Origin of the sequence: Streptomyces venezuelae ATCC 10712 (genome assembly GCF_008639165.1) — a bacterium.
GTDB classification, from domain to species: domain Bacteria; phylum Actinomycetota; class Actinomycetes; order Streptomycetales; family Streptomycetaceae; genus Streptomyces; species Streptomyces venezuelae.
In genome coordinates, this window is the sequence record NZ_CP029197.1 from 107,889 (window position 1) to 122,402 (window position 14,514).

13 protein-coding genes and 1 pseudogene are annotated in these 14,514 nt (G+C 73.1%); 5 read left to right on the forward strand and 9 right to left on the reverse strand.

Annotated elements, in window-relative coordinates:
* Positions 1-120 precede the first annotated feature (120 nt).
* Positions 121-1,896, reverse strand: a complete 1,776-nt coding sequence (locus DEJ43_RS00490) for a serine/threonine-protein kinase (RefSeq protein WP_015031315.1) — start codon at positions 1,894-1,896, stop codon at positions 121-123.
* Positions 1,897-2,037: 141 nt separating this feature from the next.
* Here DEJ43_RS00490 and DEJ43_RS00495 point away from each other — a divergent pair, with 141 nt between their 5' ends.
* Both DEJ43_RS00495 and DEJ43_RS00500 read left to right on the forward strand, forming a co-directional pair.
* Complete coding sequence (locus DEJ43_RS00495; protein WP_015031316.1) at positions 2,038-2,376, forward strand: thioredoxin family protein; 339 nt, start codon at positions 2,038-2,040, stop codon at positions 2,374-2,376.
* 114 nt (positions 2,377-2,490) lie between these two features.
* A complete protein-coding gene (locus tag DEJ43_RS00500; RefSeq protein WP_015031317.1) occupies positions 2,491-3,873 on the forward strand; it encodes a glycoside hydrolase family 26 protein in 1,383 nt (460 codons plus the stop codon).
* 83 nt (positions 3,874-3,956) lie between these two features.
* On the opposite strand, the gene DEJ43_RS00505 is transcribed toward DEJ43_RS00500, so the two are convergent.
* The 5 genes and pseudogenes from DEJ43_RS00505 to DEJ43_RS00525 form a co-directional block, all read right to left on the reverse strand.
* On the reverse strand, positions 3,957-5,555 hold the full coding sequence (locus DEJ43_RS00505; protein WP_015031318.1) for an alpha/beta hydrolase: 1,599 nt from the start codon (positions 5,553-5,555) through the stop codon (positions 3,957-3,959).
* A 176-nt stretch (positions 5,556-5,731) separates the two neighbouring features.
* Positions 5,732-6,742: an aromatic ring-hydroxylating oxygenase subunit alpha gene (locus tag DEJ43_RS00510; RefSeq protein ID WP_015031319.1), complete on the reverse strand. Its 1,011-nt coding sequence runs from the start codon at positions 6,740-6,742 to the stop codon at positions 5,732-5,734.
* 1 nt (position 6,743) lies between these two features.
* Positions 6,744-6,980, reverse strand: coding sequence for a recombinase-like helix-turn-helix domain-containing protein (locus DEJ43_RS00515; RefSeq protein ID WP_015031320.1), 237 nt, complete (start codon positions 6,978-6,980; stop codon positions 6,744-6,746).
* 31 nt (positions 6,981-7,011) lie between these two features.
* Positions 7,012-7,947 (reverse strand): PDR/VanB family oxidoreductase, encoded by a 936-nt coding sequence (locus DEJ43_RS00520; protein WP_015031321.1) that lies wholly within the window; start codon positions 7,945-7,947, stop codon positions 7,012-7,014.
* Between the two features lie 49 nt (positions 7,948-7,996).
* Positions 7,997-8,203: pseudogene (locus tag DEJ43_RS00525) on the reverse strand (thiamine pyrophosphate-dependent enzyme); the annotation flags it as partial.
* A 90-nt stretch (positions 8,204-8,293) separates the two neighbouring features.
* On the opposite strand from DEJ43_RS00525, the gene DEJ43_RS00535 reads away from it, so the two are divergent.
* Positions 8,294-8,761 (forward strand): MarR family winged helix-turn-helix transcriptional regulator, encoded by a 468-nt coding sequence (locus tag DEJ43_RS00535; RefSeq protein ID WP_015031323.1) that lies wholly within the window; start codon positions 8,294-8,296, stop codon positions 8,759-8,761.
* A gap of 232 nt (positions 8,762-8,993) precedes the next feature.
* Positions 8,994-10,712, forward strand: coding sequence for a PP2C family protein-serine/threonine phosphatase (locus DEJ43_RS00540; RefSeq protein ID WP_015031324.1), 1,719 nt, complete (start codon positions 8,994-8,996; stop codon positions 10,710-10,712).
* 179 nt (positions 10,713-10,891) lie between these two features.
* Here DEJ43_RS00540 and DEJ43_RS00545 read toward each other — a convergent pair whose 3' ends face one another.
* The 3 genes from DEJ43_RS00545 to DEJ43_RS00555 all read right to left on the reverse strand — a co-directional run bounded on the left by DEJ43_RS00545 (position 10,892) and on the right by DEJ43_RS00555 (position 13,358).
* Positions 10,892-11,365, reverse strand: a complete 474-nt coding sequence (locus tag DEJ43_RS00545; RefSeq protein ID WP_224272759.1) for a hemerythrin domain-containing protein — start codon at positions 11,363-11,365, stop codon at positions 10,892-10,894.
* 120 nt (positions 11,366-11,485) lie between these two features.
* Complete coding sequence (locus tag DEJ43_RS00550; RefSeq protein WP_015031326.1) at positions 11,486-12,253, reverse strand: SDR family NAD(P)-dependent oxidoreductase; 768 nt, start codon at positions 12,251-12,253, stop codon at positions 11,486-11,488.
* Positions 12,254-12,434: 181 nt separating this feature from the next.
* Complete coding sequence (locus tag DEJ43_RS00555) at positions 12,435-13,358, reverse strand: NADP-dependent oxidoreductase (RefSeq protein WP_015031327.1); 924 nt, start codon at positions 13,356-13,358, stop codon at positions 12,435-12,437.
* Positions 13,359-13,485: 127 nt separating this feature from the next.
* Here DEJ43_RS00555 and DEJ43_RS00560 point away from each other — a divergent pair, with 127 nt between their 5' ends.
* Positions 13,486-14,505: a GlxA family transcriptional regulator gene (locus tag DEJ43_RS00560; protein ID WP_015031328.1), complete on the forward strand. Its 1,020-nt coding sequence runs from the start codon at positions 13,486-13,488 to the stop codon at positions 14,503-14,505.
* The last annotated feature ends 9 nt before the right edge of the window (positions 14,506-14,514 follow it).

A 14,514-nucleotide genomic window follows, 5' to 3' on the forward strand; every position in this document is an offset into this window, starting at 1 on the left:
GCCTGGTGCTCGGACGCTGCGTGCACGCCAACGCGTGCATATTAATCACGTCGTGATCACATGTGTTCGCGGGGTCCACACAAGCGATCACAACTGAGCGCGGTCCGGCGCCGGCGGTCGTCAGAGGGCGAGAGTGCGCCAGCCCCGGGTGATCTCCTCGCGGACGTCGTCCACCAGGGTCGGCTCGTGGTGCCCGGTCCCCCGCGTGGTGAGCAGCTCCACCAGCCCCGCGCCGTCCGCCGGCCGGCCCGCCGGGTCGACCGTCAGCGCCCGATCGACGGCGGCCGCCAGCTCCGGATCGAGGGCCCGCACCGCGGCCAGGGCGGTCGGCTCGGGGCCCGTGTCCACGATGCGGCGGATCACCGCGCCCGTGCTGGTCGCCGCGAACGGGCTGGTGCCGTGCGCCGCGCAGACCACGCAGCAGGCCCACGCCCACACGTCGGCGGCGGGACCGACGCGCTCCTCGCCGAACTGCTCCGGAGCCATGTACGTCAGGGTTCCCGGTCCGGCGCCGGTACGGGTCAGCCTCGTGCCGTCGACCAGGTCGGCGATGCCGAAGTCGAGCAGCCGCGGGCCGGCCGTGGTCAGCATGATGTTGGCGGGCTTGAGGTCACGGTGGACCAGACCGAGACGGTGGACCCCGGACAGCGCCACGGCGAGGGCGAGCGCCAGGGCCCGCAGCGCCTCGGGGGTGCGGATCGGCCCCTGCTCCCCCAGGTGGACGTCGAGGGGGCGGCCGTCCAGCAGCTCCATCGCGAGGTACGGCCGTCCGGCGGCGACACCCGAGTCGAGGACGCGGGCGGTGTACGCCCCGGAGACCAGGGACAGCACCTCGGACTCCCGCTGGAAGCGGCGCAACAGATCTACGTTGTCCATGAGTTCGGGGTTGATGGTCTTGAGCGCGACCTGGGTCGCGGCGCCTTCTCGCCGGGCGAGGTAGACCGTGCCCATCCCGCCGGCGCCGATCCGGCCGAGCAGCTGGTACTCGCCGATCCGGGGCGGCTCGCCGGGGAGCAGGGGCCGGTGCGGGACGCTCGCCAGGGCGCCGGCGGCGGGGGTGGCCTGCGTGGGCACGTAGGTGGCGGGGTGGGCGGGCGCAGGGCCCACGGTCGGCGCGTCCGGCGGGACGGCACCGAGGGGATTGCGCGCACCGGGGGCCTGGACGGCGGGGCTCTCGCCACCGGAGCGCCGGTCCGCGGGTGCCTGGCCGCCCGATCGCCGGTCCGCCGGGGACTGGCCGCCGGATCGCCCGCCCGCCGGTGTCCGGCCGACCGGGACCCGAGCACCGGCGCCCGGGACCTCGGCCCCGTGCCGGTACCGGCGGCTCACCCCGTACGCCACGGCCTGGCACGCCAAGGCCGCCAGGGCGAGACCCGTCGGGAGGAGGAGTCCCAGCACGACGCGCACGGCCACGAGGCCGCCCACCCTGCGGCGTCCCGCGGGGGTCGCCGTCCACGACTCCCCCGGCACTCCGGTGGCCACCAGGGTGCGGTGCGTCCGGAACCACAGCACCGGCCACATCACCGCCGCCAGGACGACCATGAGGACGTAGAGGATCCACGAGACCGCGAGGGAGTACCCGTACTGGCCCGACAGCAGAACCCCGTTGTGCAGGAGGACGGGACGCCCCAGCACGTTGTAGTCGGCAAGTGCCCCGAGTACCCCGTACCGGGGCAGGAGCCACAGGACGACCCCGCCGGCCACGGCCAGGACCAGCTCCCCGACCACCGCGCCGGGAAGCCTCCGCGGCGGCGTGCCCGGTTCCGCGAGCGCCTGCCGTCGTACGGCCTGCTGGGCCCTGACCAGCAGGGGCGACGTCGCCGCCCTCAGCAGCAGTGCCGGTGCGACCACCGTCACCACGTCCAGCGCCAGTCCCGTGTCGGCAACCTCCGCCATGCTTCCCCCGTCTCTCCCCGCCCGGTCTCCCGGCCGGGCACAGGGAGTATAGGGCGGCGACACCCGGCGCCTTGGGGCGAACAGGCCCGCTCGCCGGGGATGATGGGGGTGGAACGACGGAACACGAGGTCAGGAGCTTCGATGGCGAAGCGGGTTCACCAGCCGCGGGAAGACGCGGAGTTCGACTTCATCCTGCGGATGAGCGGGGTACCGGTGCTCGCGTACTTCATCGGGACCTGGCCCAAGGCCGTCGAGCCGTGCCGGGCGATGGACCTCGTCGTGGGCGGCATCGCCGACGAGTACGCGGGGCGTCTGACCGTGGTCAGGACCGACATCACGCGCTGTCCGGCCGCCACCCAGCGGTACGGGATCACCGGAGCCCCCTCCTGCGTCCTGCTGGAGCACGGTGAGGCGGTGGCCCACGGCGCGGGCCCCCTGACCACGGCCGAGATCCACGAGCTCCTGGACGGCCGCCTCTAGGACCTGCTCCCCTTCGGCCGAGCCGCCGGGGCTGATCCAGAACGGAGGCCCTCGGGCCGATCTCGCGGATAGCATCCGTGGATCATCGTCTCCTCAGCCCTGGAGGGCCTGGTCATGCGCAGGCGTACGTTCATCACCGGCCTCGGTGCCGCCGTCGCGGGCGCGGGGCTGCCGGGGCTCGTCGCGGGGAGCGCGGTCGCCGCGCCCCTCATCGCGCCCACCCTGACCGGCCGGGACCCGGCCGCCTCGCTCAACGCCCGCGCCGTGTACGCCCAGTTGGTGAAGCTGGAGAACAACGCGCGCTCCGGGAACCGGCCGATGACGGTGATCGGTCAGCACATCGAGGGCCAGCAGGAGCTGTACAACGCCTCGTACGGCGACGCGGGCGGCACCACGCACGTCGGCTACTACTACAAGAAGGCCCGGGACATCACCGGCAAGCTCCCCGGCTTCCTGGAGATCGATCTCGGGCCGGGGTACGGGGCGGCCGACGGCTGGGGCGCGTACGGGGACCGCTCGTACAACCGGCCGCTCGGGCTGCCGACGGGCCGGCGCCAGTGGCAGTACGTGGACGACGTCGTCGACGTCGCGACGGGCGTGTGGAAGGGGCTGCCGCGCGCGGCGGACGGCACGTACAACCCGTCGGGGGTCATGGTCCGCGCGGACGGCGGCAGCGCGGCCCTCGCGAACGGCGGGGCGGCGGCCGGCATCGTCGGGATGAGCTTCCACCAGCCGTACCCCGGCTCGCCGTTGAAGGACTGGAGCCGGGTGCTGACCCAGGTCGAGGGACAGCACCCGGGCGGCAGCGCGGGCAATCCGGTCGCGACCCTCACGACCGACCAGGCCTGGTTCGACCGGGTGGTCGACTGGGAGTCGAACACGCCCGAGTACCGGGCCCTCCTCGCCGACCTCGGCTTCCTCGCCACCTCGCTGTCGTACTTCGCCGCGTACGACGTCCCCGTCCTGCTCCGGCCGTACCACGAGATGAACGGCGGCTGGTTCTGGTGGGGAGGCCGGACCCCGGCCAGCTACAAGAAGCTGTGGCGGATCACGTACGACTACCTCGTGAAGACGAAGGGCCTGCACAACCTGATCTTCGTCTGGTCGCCCAACGCCTGGCACCCGCTCGGCGACGACGTGCCGTGGAACTACTACCCGGGGGCGGACGTGGTCGACGTCGTCGGCGTCGACGACTACGACCCCCACTCCACCGCCTCGGACCTCACGCACACCTACTACACCGGGCTCGTCGACTACGCGAAGCCCCGGATACTCGCGGAGACCTGGAACATGCCGATCACGGCCTCGGGCAGCAACGCGCTGACCCGCAGCCCGTGGGTGATCTGGAACATCTGGGGCTCCGGCATGACCAGGACGGACATCAACAGCAACGCCGACGTCAAGGCGACGTACTACGCCTCCGGCCAGGTGTACACGGGCGGTTCGGGGACGGGCCTCGGCCAGAACTTCGACTGGGGCTCCGTCCACGCCCATTGAGCGACGTCACGGCGGTGGGGCCCTCGCGTCCGCGAGGGCCCCACGTCACCGGCGGCGCGCCGGGTCGATCGGAAGCGGTCCCGTCAGAACCGGTCCTGCGGCACCGGCAGGCCCCGGGGCGCCGGCACCGGCAGGTCGAGCCGGTTCTGCGCCTGGGCCGGGGTGGCCGTGCAGGTCACGTCCGAGGCCGGCAGCCTGCCCGTCGTCAGATAGGCGGTGGCCGTCTTGTCGGCGCAGGACTTGGAACCGTAGATGCCGTGGCCCTGGCCGCCGAGGACGGTGACCATCCTGGCCCCCTTCATCGCCCGGCGCAGCCCCTGCCCGCTGGGCAGCGGCGTCTGGGAGTCCCACTCGTTCTGGAGGATGAGCGCTCCGACGGAGTTGTTCACCTTGGTGGCCGGCTCGGCACCGTTCTTCCAGAACGCGCACGGCATGATGTTCGACGCGAAGTCGCCGTACAGCGGGTACCTCGCCTTGTCGCGGATCGCGTCGCGGCGGTACTGCTCCGGGTCGCGCGGCCATGCGCGGGTGTCCGCGCACACCACGGACCAGAAGGCCGCGTCGGAGTTGTCCGAGGGGACGGCGCGGGCGAACGACGTAGGGACGGGGCGGGTCTGCGTGCTCTGCCTGGACGGCGCCGGGACCGTGGTCCCCTCGGCGGCCTTCTTGAGCTCGGCGATCGCCTCGGCGGCGCCCTTCACGTCGAAGAACATGGCCCGGCCGGCTCGGATGTCGTCGCCGGTGAGGGGCGTGCCCTGGAAGTCGATCGGGTCGCGGTCCGCCCGGGCGACCAGGTCCCAGTAGGTCTTGCCGACCTTCGCGGGGGTGTCGCCGAGTCCGTACGTGGTGTGCCGCTCGGCGGTCCACTCGGTCCAGCGCTTGAACGCGGGCTCCGCGCCCTCCGCCCACATCTGGATCATGCCGCGCCAGATCCGCTGCGGGTCGACCGCGCTGTCCAGCACGAAGCGGTCGGCCCGCTTCGGGAACATCTGCGTGTAGACGGCGCCCAGATACGTGCCGTAGGAGTACCCCAGGTAGGAGATCTTCTTCTCGCCGAGCGCGGCACGGACGACGTCCATGTCGCGGGCGGTGTTGCGGGTGGTGAGGTGGCGCAGCACGTCGCCGTTCCTCGTCCGGCACTTGTCGGCCACGGTCCGGGCCCAGCGGACGTCCTTCTCGAACGTCGCGGCCTTGTACGGGCGCTGCCAGTTCCGCTCGTCGTCGTTGAGGCCGCAGCTCACGGGCGAGCTCTGGCCGATGCCCCGGGGGTCGAAGCCGATGAGGTCGTACCGCTCCTTCACCTCGGCCGGCAGTTCGGAGGTCATGTAGAGGGGCATGTCGAGGCCCGGGCCGCCGGGTCCGCCGGGGTTGAGCAGCAGGACTCCGCGCCGCTTCTCGGGGTCGGTCGCCTTGATCCGGGAGACGGCGACGTCGAGGGTCCTGCCGCCCGGCTTGCTGTAGTCGAGCGGCACCTTGAGGGTCGCGCACTGGAAGTCGGCCGGTGCCTCGGCGTCGCAGCGCTGCCACCGGGGTGTCTGCTGGGTGTACCGCTTCAGGGGGTCGGCGGCGACCGTCCGTAAGGGGGTCGGGGCGGCGGCGGACGCTACGGCGGGCGTGAGGGCGGGCACGAGGGCCGCGACCGCGCTGAAGGCCACGAGGGGCGCTATGCGTGTGCTTCGCACAGGGTCAGATCCTTGCGGGAGGTGGATGCTGTCTCATGCACCCTTGCGCAACGGTCAGTTGTGCGAATCCATCCGCAGGTCACGGCCGCGTACGACCACAGGAGGACCGCGCCCCGGGGAATGGTTCCCGAGGCGGAGAACGCGGTGCGCCGTTTTCACGTCCGGCCGCCGTACCGTCAGGCCGTGGACTGCGCCTCGGCCTCCGCGCGGTACAGCCGGCGGAGCCGTACCACTCCCAGGTCGTGCTGGTAGAGGTTCTCCCGCTGGTCGGCGTCGGCGGGCATGGCCTCCAGCATCACCCGGTCCTGCTCCAGGACCTCCCAGTGGCGCTTCTCGATCAGCGTCTTGTACAGGAAGCGCCAGGAGGCCCGCTGCCAGTCCTCGACCCGGCGGTAGCGCCAGAAGAAGACGCCGGAGCGCTGCTCGTCGACGGGACGGACCATGCCCACGATCCCGAACGGCCCGCCGGGGCCGGCGGACGGCGGGTACGGGATGGACAGGTCGACCCAGTCGACGCCGGTGCGGCACAGCTCGACCCAGTCGAAGTTGACGCCGCGCTGGTCGGTCTTCTCGAAGAAGTAGCCGCGGTCGGTCTCCCGGATGCGGAACTTGGCGGTCGTGTCGCCGGCGAACATGGTGTGGGACTCGTGGTGGAGGAAGGCTCCGTGCATGGGGTCGAGCAGGTTCTCGACGGCGTACCGCCAGGGGACGTCCCACTCGGCGTAGCAGAGGAACGCGTCGACCGCGGGGTCCGTCAGCGGCTCGGGGAGGGTCAGTTCGGCGGGTTCGGGATGTTCCTCGTCGCCGAACCAGGCGAGGATCGCGCCGCCGACCTCGCGTACGGGCAGCGAGGTGACCAGCTTCTTTCCCTCCAGGTTGCAGCCGGGCAGACCGGGCACCGAGGTCACGGTGCCGTCGGCGCCGACCTCGACGCCGTGGTACCAGCAGGCCACCCGGTCGCCGAGGTGCTTGCCCAGGGACAGGGGCGCGCCGCGGTGGGGGCAGCGGTCGGCGAGCATGGCGAGGGCTCCGTCGGCGCGGCGGAAGAGCAGCCACTGCTCGCCGAGGGCGGTCACCTTGCGCAGGGCGCCGGGGGCGACGAAGCGCGAGGGGACGACGGGGTGCCACTGGTTGCGCAGCCCGGTGGCGTAGATGCGGTCCGCGGTGGCGGTGGACGACAGCGTCATGTCAGGCTCCCAGGCGGTTCATCTCGGCGCGGAAGGACTCCTCGGTCCAGGGCGCGCCGTCGGGGGTGTGCACCTTGCGGGCGTTGAGTCCGCGGACCACGTCGGTGAGTTCGTGGCCCTCGTGGGTGAAGACCTCTTCGAGGGTGGCGGCGAGCTTGTACTCGTACGGCGTGGGCTCGTGGGAACGGGACTGGTGGACGTCCAGGTACGGCCAGCCGTGGGTCGGGGGGTGGGTCACGGTGTCTCCTGAGAGGGCGGAGGGGGAAGGGTCACAGGTCGAGGACGAGCCGGCCGGAGGCGCACCGCGAGACGCAGATCATCATGGTGGCGCCGGCGGCCTGTTCCGCCTCGCTGAGGAGGAAGTCGCGGTGGTCCGGGGTGCCTTCGAGGACGCGGGTCTCGCAGGAGCCGCAGATGCCGTCGCGGCAGGAGCTGTCGACGGCGATCCCGGCGTTCTCGGCGGCGTCGAGGATCGAGGAGTGTGCGTCGACCCGGAGCGTCAGGCCCGAGGTGCGGCACTCGACCTCGAACTCTCCGTCGTCTTCTGCGCGTTCGACGGTGGGGGCGGTGAACCGTTCGGTGCGCAGCTGTCCTTGCGGACAGCGTTCCTCGACGGCCGCGAGGAGGGGTTCCGGGCCGCAGGCGTAGACGAGGGCGCCGTCGGGCAGCCGGGACAGCTCGGCGTCCAGGTCGATGTGGCCGCGTTCGTCCTGCGGGACGAGGGTCACCTCGCCGCCGAGCAGGGCCAGTTCGGCGGTGAAGGCCATCGACGCCCGGCTCCGGCCGCCGTAGACCAGGCGCCACTCGGCGCCCCGGCGGGCCGCCTCGCGGGCCATGGCGAGCAGGGGCGTGATGCCGATGCCGCCGGCGACGAGGACGTACGCGGCGGCGTCCTCGAGGGCGAAGTGGTTGCGGGGTGCGGAGACCGTGAGGGTCTGGCCGGGGCGCAGTGCGGTGTGCACGAAGCGCGAACCGCCGCGTGAGGCGGGTTCGTCGAGGACGCCGATCCGGTACGCGCCCTGGTCGTGCGGGTCGCCGCACAGGCTGTACTGGCGGACGTGGCCCCCGACGTGGACGTCGATGTGGGCGCCCGGCGTCCAGGCGGGCAGCGGCTTGCCGTCGGGGTGGGCGAGTTCGACGGACAGTACGCCCTCGGCCTCCCGTGTCATGCGGTGGACGATCAGTTGCAGCGGGTTCTCGCTCATGGCCTGGTGCCTCCTTACCGGCGATCGGGCAGTGCGGGTGCGGGACGGGTCAGCGGCCCGGGATCCGTACGGGTGGGGTGAAGGGGTTCTTCATGGGGCCCAGGGCCGCCAGGTCGACCTCGACGAGCGTCGGCCCGTCCGAGGCGACGGCCTCGCCGATGACGGGCGCCGCGTGTTTCTCGGCGGTGATCCGCAGGTACGGCAGGCCGCAGGCGCGGGCGAGGAGTTCGAAGTCGGGGGTGACGAGGCCAAGACCTTCGGCCTGGATCTGACCACCGCCAATCGGGCCTCTCCCGCGCCCAGTCCTCGATCACGCGCGCGACGGCGTCACGGTCCGACGGCCTCGATGCTGGACACCGGCCCGCTGGAGGTACTCGCCCGCCTCCACCGCTCCTACCTGCGCTACAACACCCGGCTCACCGCTTCGATCGAGCCCCACGGCCTCTCCGTGGCCGGCTTCGACGTCCTCACCGCGCTGCGCCGGGCGGGCCGGCCCCACCGGCTCACCGCCGGGCAGCTCGCCGACTCGAGCCTGGTGTCGTCGGCGGGGGTGACCCTGCGGATCGACCGCCTGGAGAAGGACGGCCTCATCGTCCGCGAACGGGACGACGACGACCGCCGCGTCGTCTACTCCCGGCTCACCGAGAAGGGCCTCGCGACGGTGGACACGGTGTTCGCCGAGCACCTCGACAACGAGCGCCGCATGCTCGCCGGCCTCTCCCCCTCCGAACGCCGCCAGCTCGCCCGCCTGCTGCGGAAGCTGGAGGTCTCGATCGTCACCTCGGACGAGGAACCGCCGGGCACCACGCCGTAGCCGGCCCCGCGGCGGGCCTTCGGCGGCGGGATGTTTACGGGGCGGGGATACCGGCTAGCTGCGACACTGCAGGCGAAGACGTGGGAGAGGAGCAGCGACCGTGTCGGGTGAGCGGAAGATCAAGGACTAGCACCGCCCCTTTCCTCGGTGCAGGGCCGAACGGCCGGTCGAGAAGGGCGACGCGTCGCCGGTCCTCGGGGAACGGCGCGTCCTGTGGCTCGCGGAGGCGAGAATGAACTTTCCCCTGCCCGACACCGCCGAGGCCCTCAAGGGCATGATCGGCCGCGAGATCTCCTCCTTGCGCGCCGCGGTGCGCCGCACCTCGGAGCGTCCACCCGGAGGCCCGGGGGGCACGGCCCTGGCGTCGCCGTTGCAGTCCCTGTCCGTCCTGCCGCCCAAGGCGGAGACGGACGGGGTCTCGCCGTGTCTGTGCAGCACGCACGACCCGGACGGCAGCGGAGTGTGCTCGGTGCTCCCGGCGATCCCGGCCTCCGCCGTGCTCCTGGAGCCGGTGAAGGACGAGGCGGGGGTCGTCCTGGACTTCCGGATCGTGGCCGGCAATCGCGTGCGGTCGGCGGACTGGCTCGAGGCCCCGGACCGGCAGGTCGGCCAGCGGTTCCTGGAGGCGCGGCCGGGCGCCGTGCACTCGGGGCTGCTGGGAGCCCTGACCGAGGTGGCGGACTCCGGCAGGCCCCTGGACGGGCGCGTGGTCGACTACACGGAGCAGCGCCTCGGGCGGATCCACCGCGCCCCCCTGCTGTACTCCGCGGCCCGGTGCGGTGAGCAGGTCCTGGCGACCTGGCGGCCCGTGGGGAGCCCGGCGGACGTGCTCACCATCGACGCGCAGTACCTGGCGTCCATGGGGTGGGGGAACTGGGACCTGCTGTCGGGGACGGTGACCTGGTCGGAGGGGCTCACCAGGATCTTCCACGCGGACGTGCGCATGCCGTGGTCGCTGGAGCAGCTGTGCGACGCGCTGCTCGCGGACGATCTGACGGCGTTCTCCGAGTTCCTCTCCTCGGTCCTCGCGGGCGAGGAGCCCGCCTGGACCCGCATCCGTTTCCTCGTGCTCGGCGAGGTCCGCACGCTCGACCTGCTGGGACGGCCGGTGGCGGGCACGGACGGCAGGCCGTGGGCGATCAACCTGGTGGCCCGCGACCTCACGCCGCAGATCCGCAGCCGTCGGAGGCTGGCCGAGACGGAGCGGGAGTCGGACCGGCTGCGCCGGCAGACCGAGGCCGAACGTCATGTCGCGGACGCCCTGCGCGAGGCGCTCCTTCCCACGTACTCGGAGGCGCTCGCGGCCGTCGGCCTGACGGTGGCGGCGTCCTACCGGCCCGCCGAACCGGACTCGGCGGTGGGCGGCGACTGGTACAAGTGCCGCCTGCTGCCGGACGGCCGGGTGCTGGTGGCGATCGGCGACGCGTCGGGGCACGGCCTGGACGCCGTCGCCCGGATGGCCCAGCAGCGGCACGCCCTGGCCGGTCTTGCGCAGACGGGGGCGTCCGCCGGCGAGATCACCACCTGGCTGAACGAGCTGGTGTGCAGCGATCCGGCGGGGCAGACGGCCACCGTCGTGGCCGGGCACATCGACCGGGACAAGACCCTGCACTGGGCCTGCGCCGGCCACCCCGCCCCGCTGCTGCTGCGGGACGGCGGCGCGGAGCCGCTCGGTGCCGAGGTCCGCGGCCCGCTGCTCGGCGCCCTGCCGGGATACGCGTACGAGACGACGTCGACCCCGCTCCACCCGGGCGATCTGCTGGTGCTGTACACCGACGGCATGGTCGAGCGCCGGGGCGAGGACCTGACCGTGGGCATCGACCGGCTGAGGGAAGCGGTGACGTCCTCGTCCACCCGCGAACCGCAGGAGCTGATCGACGCGCTGGTCGCCGACTCCGAGCTCGCGGGTCACGGGGACGACGCGTGCGTACTGGCGATCCGGGTGGACTGAGACGGGCGCGGCGGAGCGCCCGTGCCGGCGCGGACACGCAAGTGACCGCGTGCCGGCGTGGACACGGCGGTGAGCGCACGCCGGCCGGATACGACGGTGAGCGCGCGCCGGCCGGATACGCCGCTGAGGGCACACGGTCCGTTCGGACCCTGTGCCCTCAGCGGTCTTCCGCCCTCACATCAGGAGCGGTTCACGATCGCGCGCACGTTCTCCACGCGGCCGCAGTCCGCCGCCAGCTGCTTCGCGCGCTCCTCCAGGAACGCCCTGCCCAGCTCGGCCCGGCGCTCGTCGGGGACGCTCTCCCTGGCGCCGTTGAGGATCGTCCGCTCCTCCTCGTCCAGGTGGTGGGTGACCGCCTCCACCAGCTCCTCCAGGCGCGTGTCCCACTTGTCGGAGCCGACGTCCTCCACCTCGAGCAGCTTCAGCAGCGCCGCGTTGCCCTCGTCGTGCTCCTCGGAGCCGTGCTCCACTTCTTCGTCGTCGACGCCCTTGAAGCGCTTGAGGGCTCCGTAGACCTCGGCCTCCTCCGCCTCGCCGTGGGCGATGAGCAGCGCCGCGAACTCCTTCAGGGCGGCGGCGCGGTCGGCCTCGACGCTGCGCATGCGCCGGAAGAGGTCCTCCATGGTGCGGTGATCCTCGAGGATGACCGCCACGACGTCTTCCTCGCCTGCCGTACGGGTGTTCACCGTCGTCCTCCCATTTCTCGCGAACACGGTCGAAACGCGTCTGAACCCCCGGCTACCCCCTCCTTGAGCGGCACAATCACCCCGGGGTCAGCTCCGCAGGTGAGATGCCCCGTTCAGGTCAAGGATCGTTCCCGAGGACCACTCCGCCGCGGGGGAGGCGAGCCAGAGGACGGCCGCCGCGATCTCGGCGGGCTCGGCCACCCGGTCGAACGGGCTCTGGGCCCGGATCGCGGCCCCTTCGGCCCCTTCGAGGCGGGACGAGACCCGCTCGGTGGCGAAGAACCCGGGCGCGACCGAGGCGACGGCGATCCCGTACGGCGCGAGCGAGACCGCGAGGGACTGGCCGAGCGCGTGGACGGCGGCCTTGGTCGCGCCGTAGGCCGGGTGGTCGGGTTCGCCGCGGAAGGCGCCCCGGGAGCCGATGTTCACGATGCGGCCGCCGGACCCCTGGTCGATCATCCGCCGGGCCGCGAGGTGGCTCAGGTTGGCGGTGGCCAGCAGGTTCACGGACACGTGCTGCTGCCAGACCGCCACCCACTCCTCGTACGGGGTGTCGGGGAGGGGGTGGCGGAGGTTCACCGCCGCGTTGTTGACCAGGACGTCGATCCCGCCGAGCGCCTCGGCCGCCGTGTCGACCACGGTCACGGCGCCCGCCGGGTCCGCGAGGTCGCCTCCGACCAGGGTGTGGCCCGTTCCGGCGAGGGACGCGAGGGTGGTGCGGGCCTCCTCGGCGCGCGAGCCGAAGTGGACGGCGACGCGGTCGCCGTTGGCCGCGAAGGCCTGGGCGACCGCCCGGCCCAGCCCCCGGGAGGCCCCACTGACGAGAACGCGGCGGCCAGAAGCGGGCAGATTCATCCAGGTGCCTTCCAAGTGGGGACGTACCGGCGGCCATTCTGCCCGGCCGTCCCCGCGCGGCGGGCGGCGGCCAGGCAGGTCCGGAGCGGCCCCGAGGCCGGACCCGCGCTCGGTGAGGAACCGTGCTCGGCGAGGATCCGCGCTCGTCGAGGGGCGCCGAGGCCCGCCCGCAGCCCCTCGTTCAGGCGACCGTGAGGACGATCTTGCCCGTGGTACGGCCCTGCTCGCCGATCTCGTGGGCCTTCGCCGCCTCCGCGAGCGGCACGGCCACCTCGACGACCGGTCGCAGCTTCCCCTGCTCCACGAGGGCCGCGATCTCGCGCAGGCCGAGGTGGTCGGGCTCCACGAGGACCCAGACGGCGCGGACCTCGTCCGGCGCGGCGGGGACGTCGTCCGGTCCCGGCAGGGTGATCAGCCGGCCGCCGTCGCGGAGGACCTTCAGGGAGCGTGCGGCGGTCTCGCCGCCGATGCCGTCCAGGACGACGTCCACGTCGGAGACGACGTCCTCGAAGCGGGTCTCGCGGTAGTCGACGACCTCGTCCGCACCCAGCTCCCGCACCAGCTGGTGCTTGCCCGCGCTCGCGGTGCCGATGACGTACGCGCCACGGGCCTTGGCGATCTGCACGGCGAGGTGGCCCACTCCCCCGGCCGCCGCGTGCACCAGCACCCGCTCCCCGGGGCGGACGTCGGCCGTGTCGACGAGGGCCTGCCAGGCGGTGAGCGCCGCCAGCGGCAGCGCCGCGGCCTCCACGTGGGTCAGGGAGGCGGGCTTGGGGGCGAGGTGCCGCGCGGGGGCCACCACGTACTCGGCGTATCCGCCCGCCTGCTTGGGGAAGAGCGGCATGCCGAAGACCTCGTCGCCGGGGCGGAAGATGCCCACGCCCGGCCCCACGGCCTCCACGGTGCCGGACACGTCCCATCCGACGGCGGGGACCGTGCCCCACTCGATGAGGGCCCCGCCGGCCCGGGTCTTCCAGTCCACGGGGTTCACTCCGGCCGCGTGGACCCGCACCAGGACCTCGCCCAGGCCCGGCACGGGGCGCTCCATCTCGCGCTCGACCAGGTTCTCGGGTCCGCCCCACTGTTCCACGACCACCGCACGCATGCTGTCCGCCTCGTTTCCGTCTCGTTCGGCTCGCCGCCGGACGGTTCCGGCGGCGACGTGTCCACGATGCGGTACGCCGGTCCCAGTCGGTATTGGCCGTCAAGCCAGCATGTGACAGGATCTGGCCATGAGGGAAACAGCTGTCGGAACCGCACCGGACCAGCGGGCACCTGCGCCGCCGCGACCGCACCGGATCGCCGTGCTCGCGCTGCCCGGGGTGCCTCCGTTCGAGCTCGGCATCCCCTCCCGGGTCTTCGGCAGTGCCTGGGACGCGCAGGGCCGTCCGCTGTACGAGGTCACGGTCTGCACGGCCGACGGCGCCCCGGTGCTCAGCGATGCCGGGTTCACCGTGCAGCCCGCGGCGGGCCCGGAGGCGCTGGCCGCCGCCGACACCGTGATCGTCCCGCCCACGCACGCCATGCCCGAGCTGGGCCGCGGCGGCCCGCTGCCGCCCGAGGTCGCCGCGGCGATCGGGGCCATCCGGCCCGGGACCCGGCTGGTGTCGATCTGCACCGGGTCCTACGTCCTGGCCGCCGCCGGGCTCCTCGACGGCCGGCCGGCCACCACCCACTGGAACCTCGCCCCGGAGTTCCGCCGCGTCTATCCCATGGTCAAGGTCGACGAGGAGGTGCTCTTCGTCGACGACGGCGACGTGCTGACCTCCGCGGGCGTGGCCGCGGGGGTCGACCTGTGCCTGCACATGATCCGCCGCGACCACGGCGCCTCGGTCGCCAACCGGGCCGCCCGCATGTGCGTCGTACCTCCCTGGCGGGACGGCGGGCAGGCCCAGTTCATCGAACGGCCCGTGCCGGAGCCCACCTCGGCCAGCACCACCGCCACCCGCGCCTGGGCCCTGGAGCACCTCGCCGAGCCGCTCACCCTCGCCCGGCTCGCCGAGCACGCGCGGATGAGTCTGCGGTCGTTCACCCGGCGCTTCCGCGACGAGGTGGGGACGCCCCCGGGGCAGTGGCTCACGGCCCAACGCCTGGAGCTGGCGAAGCAGCTGCTGGAGACGACGGACCTTCCGATCGACCTCGTCGCCCACCGCGCCGGGCTCGGCTCCGGGAACTCCCTGCGCGCCCACATGCGTACGGCCTTCGGCGTCTCACCGGCCGCCTACCGCCGCACGTTCGGCGCCGGCACATAGCCGCACGCG

Excerpts from the sequence above, each read along its gene's own strand:
- DEJ43_RS00490 (WP_015031315.1), bottom strand. The coding sequence starts at position 1,896 with ATGGCGGAGGTTGCCGACACGGGACTGGCGCTGGACGTGGTGACGGTG.
- DEJ43_RS00495 (WP_015031316.1), top strand. The coding sequence starts at position 2,038 with ATGGCGAAGCGGGTTCACCAGCCGCGGGAAGACGCGGAGTTCGACTTC.
- DEJ43_RS00500 (WP_015031317.1), top strand. The coding sequence starts at position 2,491 with ATGCGCAGGCGTACGTTCATCACCGGCCTCGGTGCCGCCGTCGCGGGC.
- DEJ43_RS00510 (WP_015031319.1), bottom strand. The coding sequence starts at position 6,742 with ATGACGCTGTCGTCCACCGCCACCGCGGACCGCATCTACGCCACCGGG.
- DEJ43_RS00520 (WP_015031321.1), bottom strand. The coding sequence starts at position 7,947 with ATGAGCGAGAACCCGCTGCAACTGATCGTCCACCGCATGACACGGGAG.
- DEJ43_RS00535 (WP_015031323.1), top strand. The coding sequence starts at position 8,294 with ATGCTGGACACCGGCCCGCTGGAGGTACTCGCCCGCCTCCACCGCTCC.
- DEJ43_RS00540 (WP_015031324.1), top strand. The coding sequence starts at position 8,994 with ATGAACTTTCCCCTGCCCGACACCGCCGAGGCCCTCAAGGGCATGATC.
- DEJ43_RS00550 (WP_015031326.1), bottom strand. The coding sequence starts at position 12,253 with ATGAATCTGCCCGCTTCTGGCCGCCGCGTTCTCGTCAGTGGGGCCTCC.
- DEJ43_RS00555 (WP_015031327.1), bottom strand. The coding sequence starts at position 13,358 with ATGCGTGCGGTGGTCGTGGAACAGTGGGGCGGACCCGAGAACCTGGTC.
- DEJ43_RS00560 (WP_015031328.1), top strand. The coding sequence starts at position 13,486 with ATGAGGGAAACAGCTGTCGGAACCGCACCGGACCAGCGGGCACCTGCG.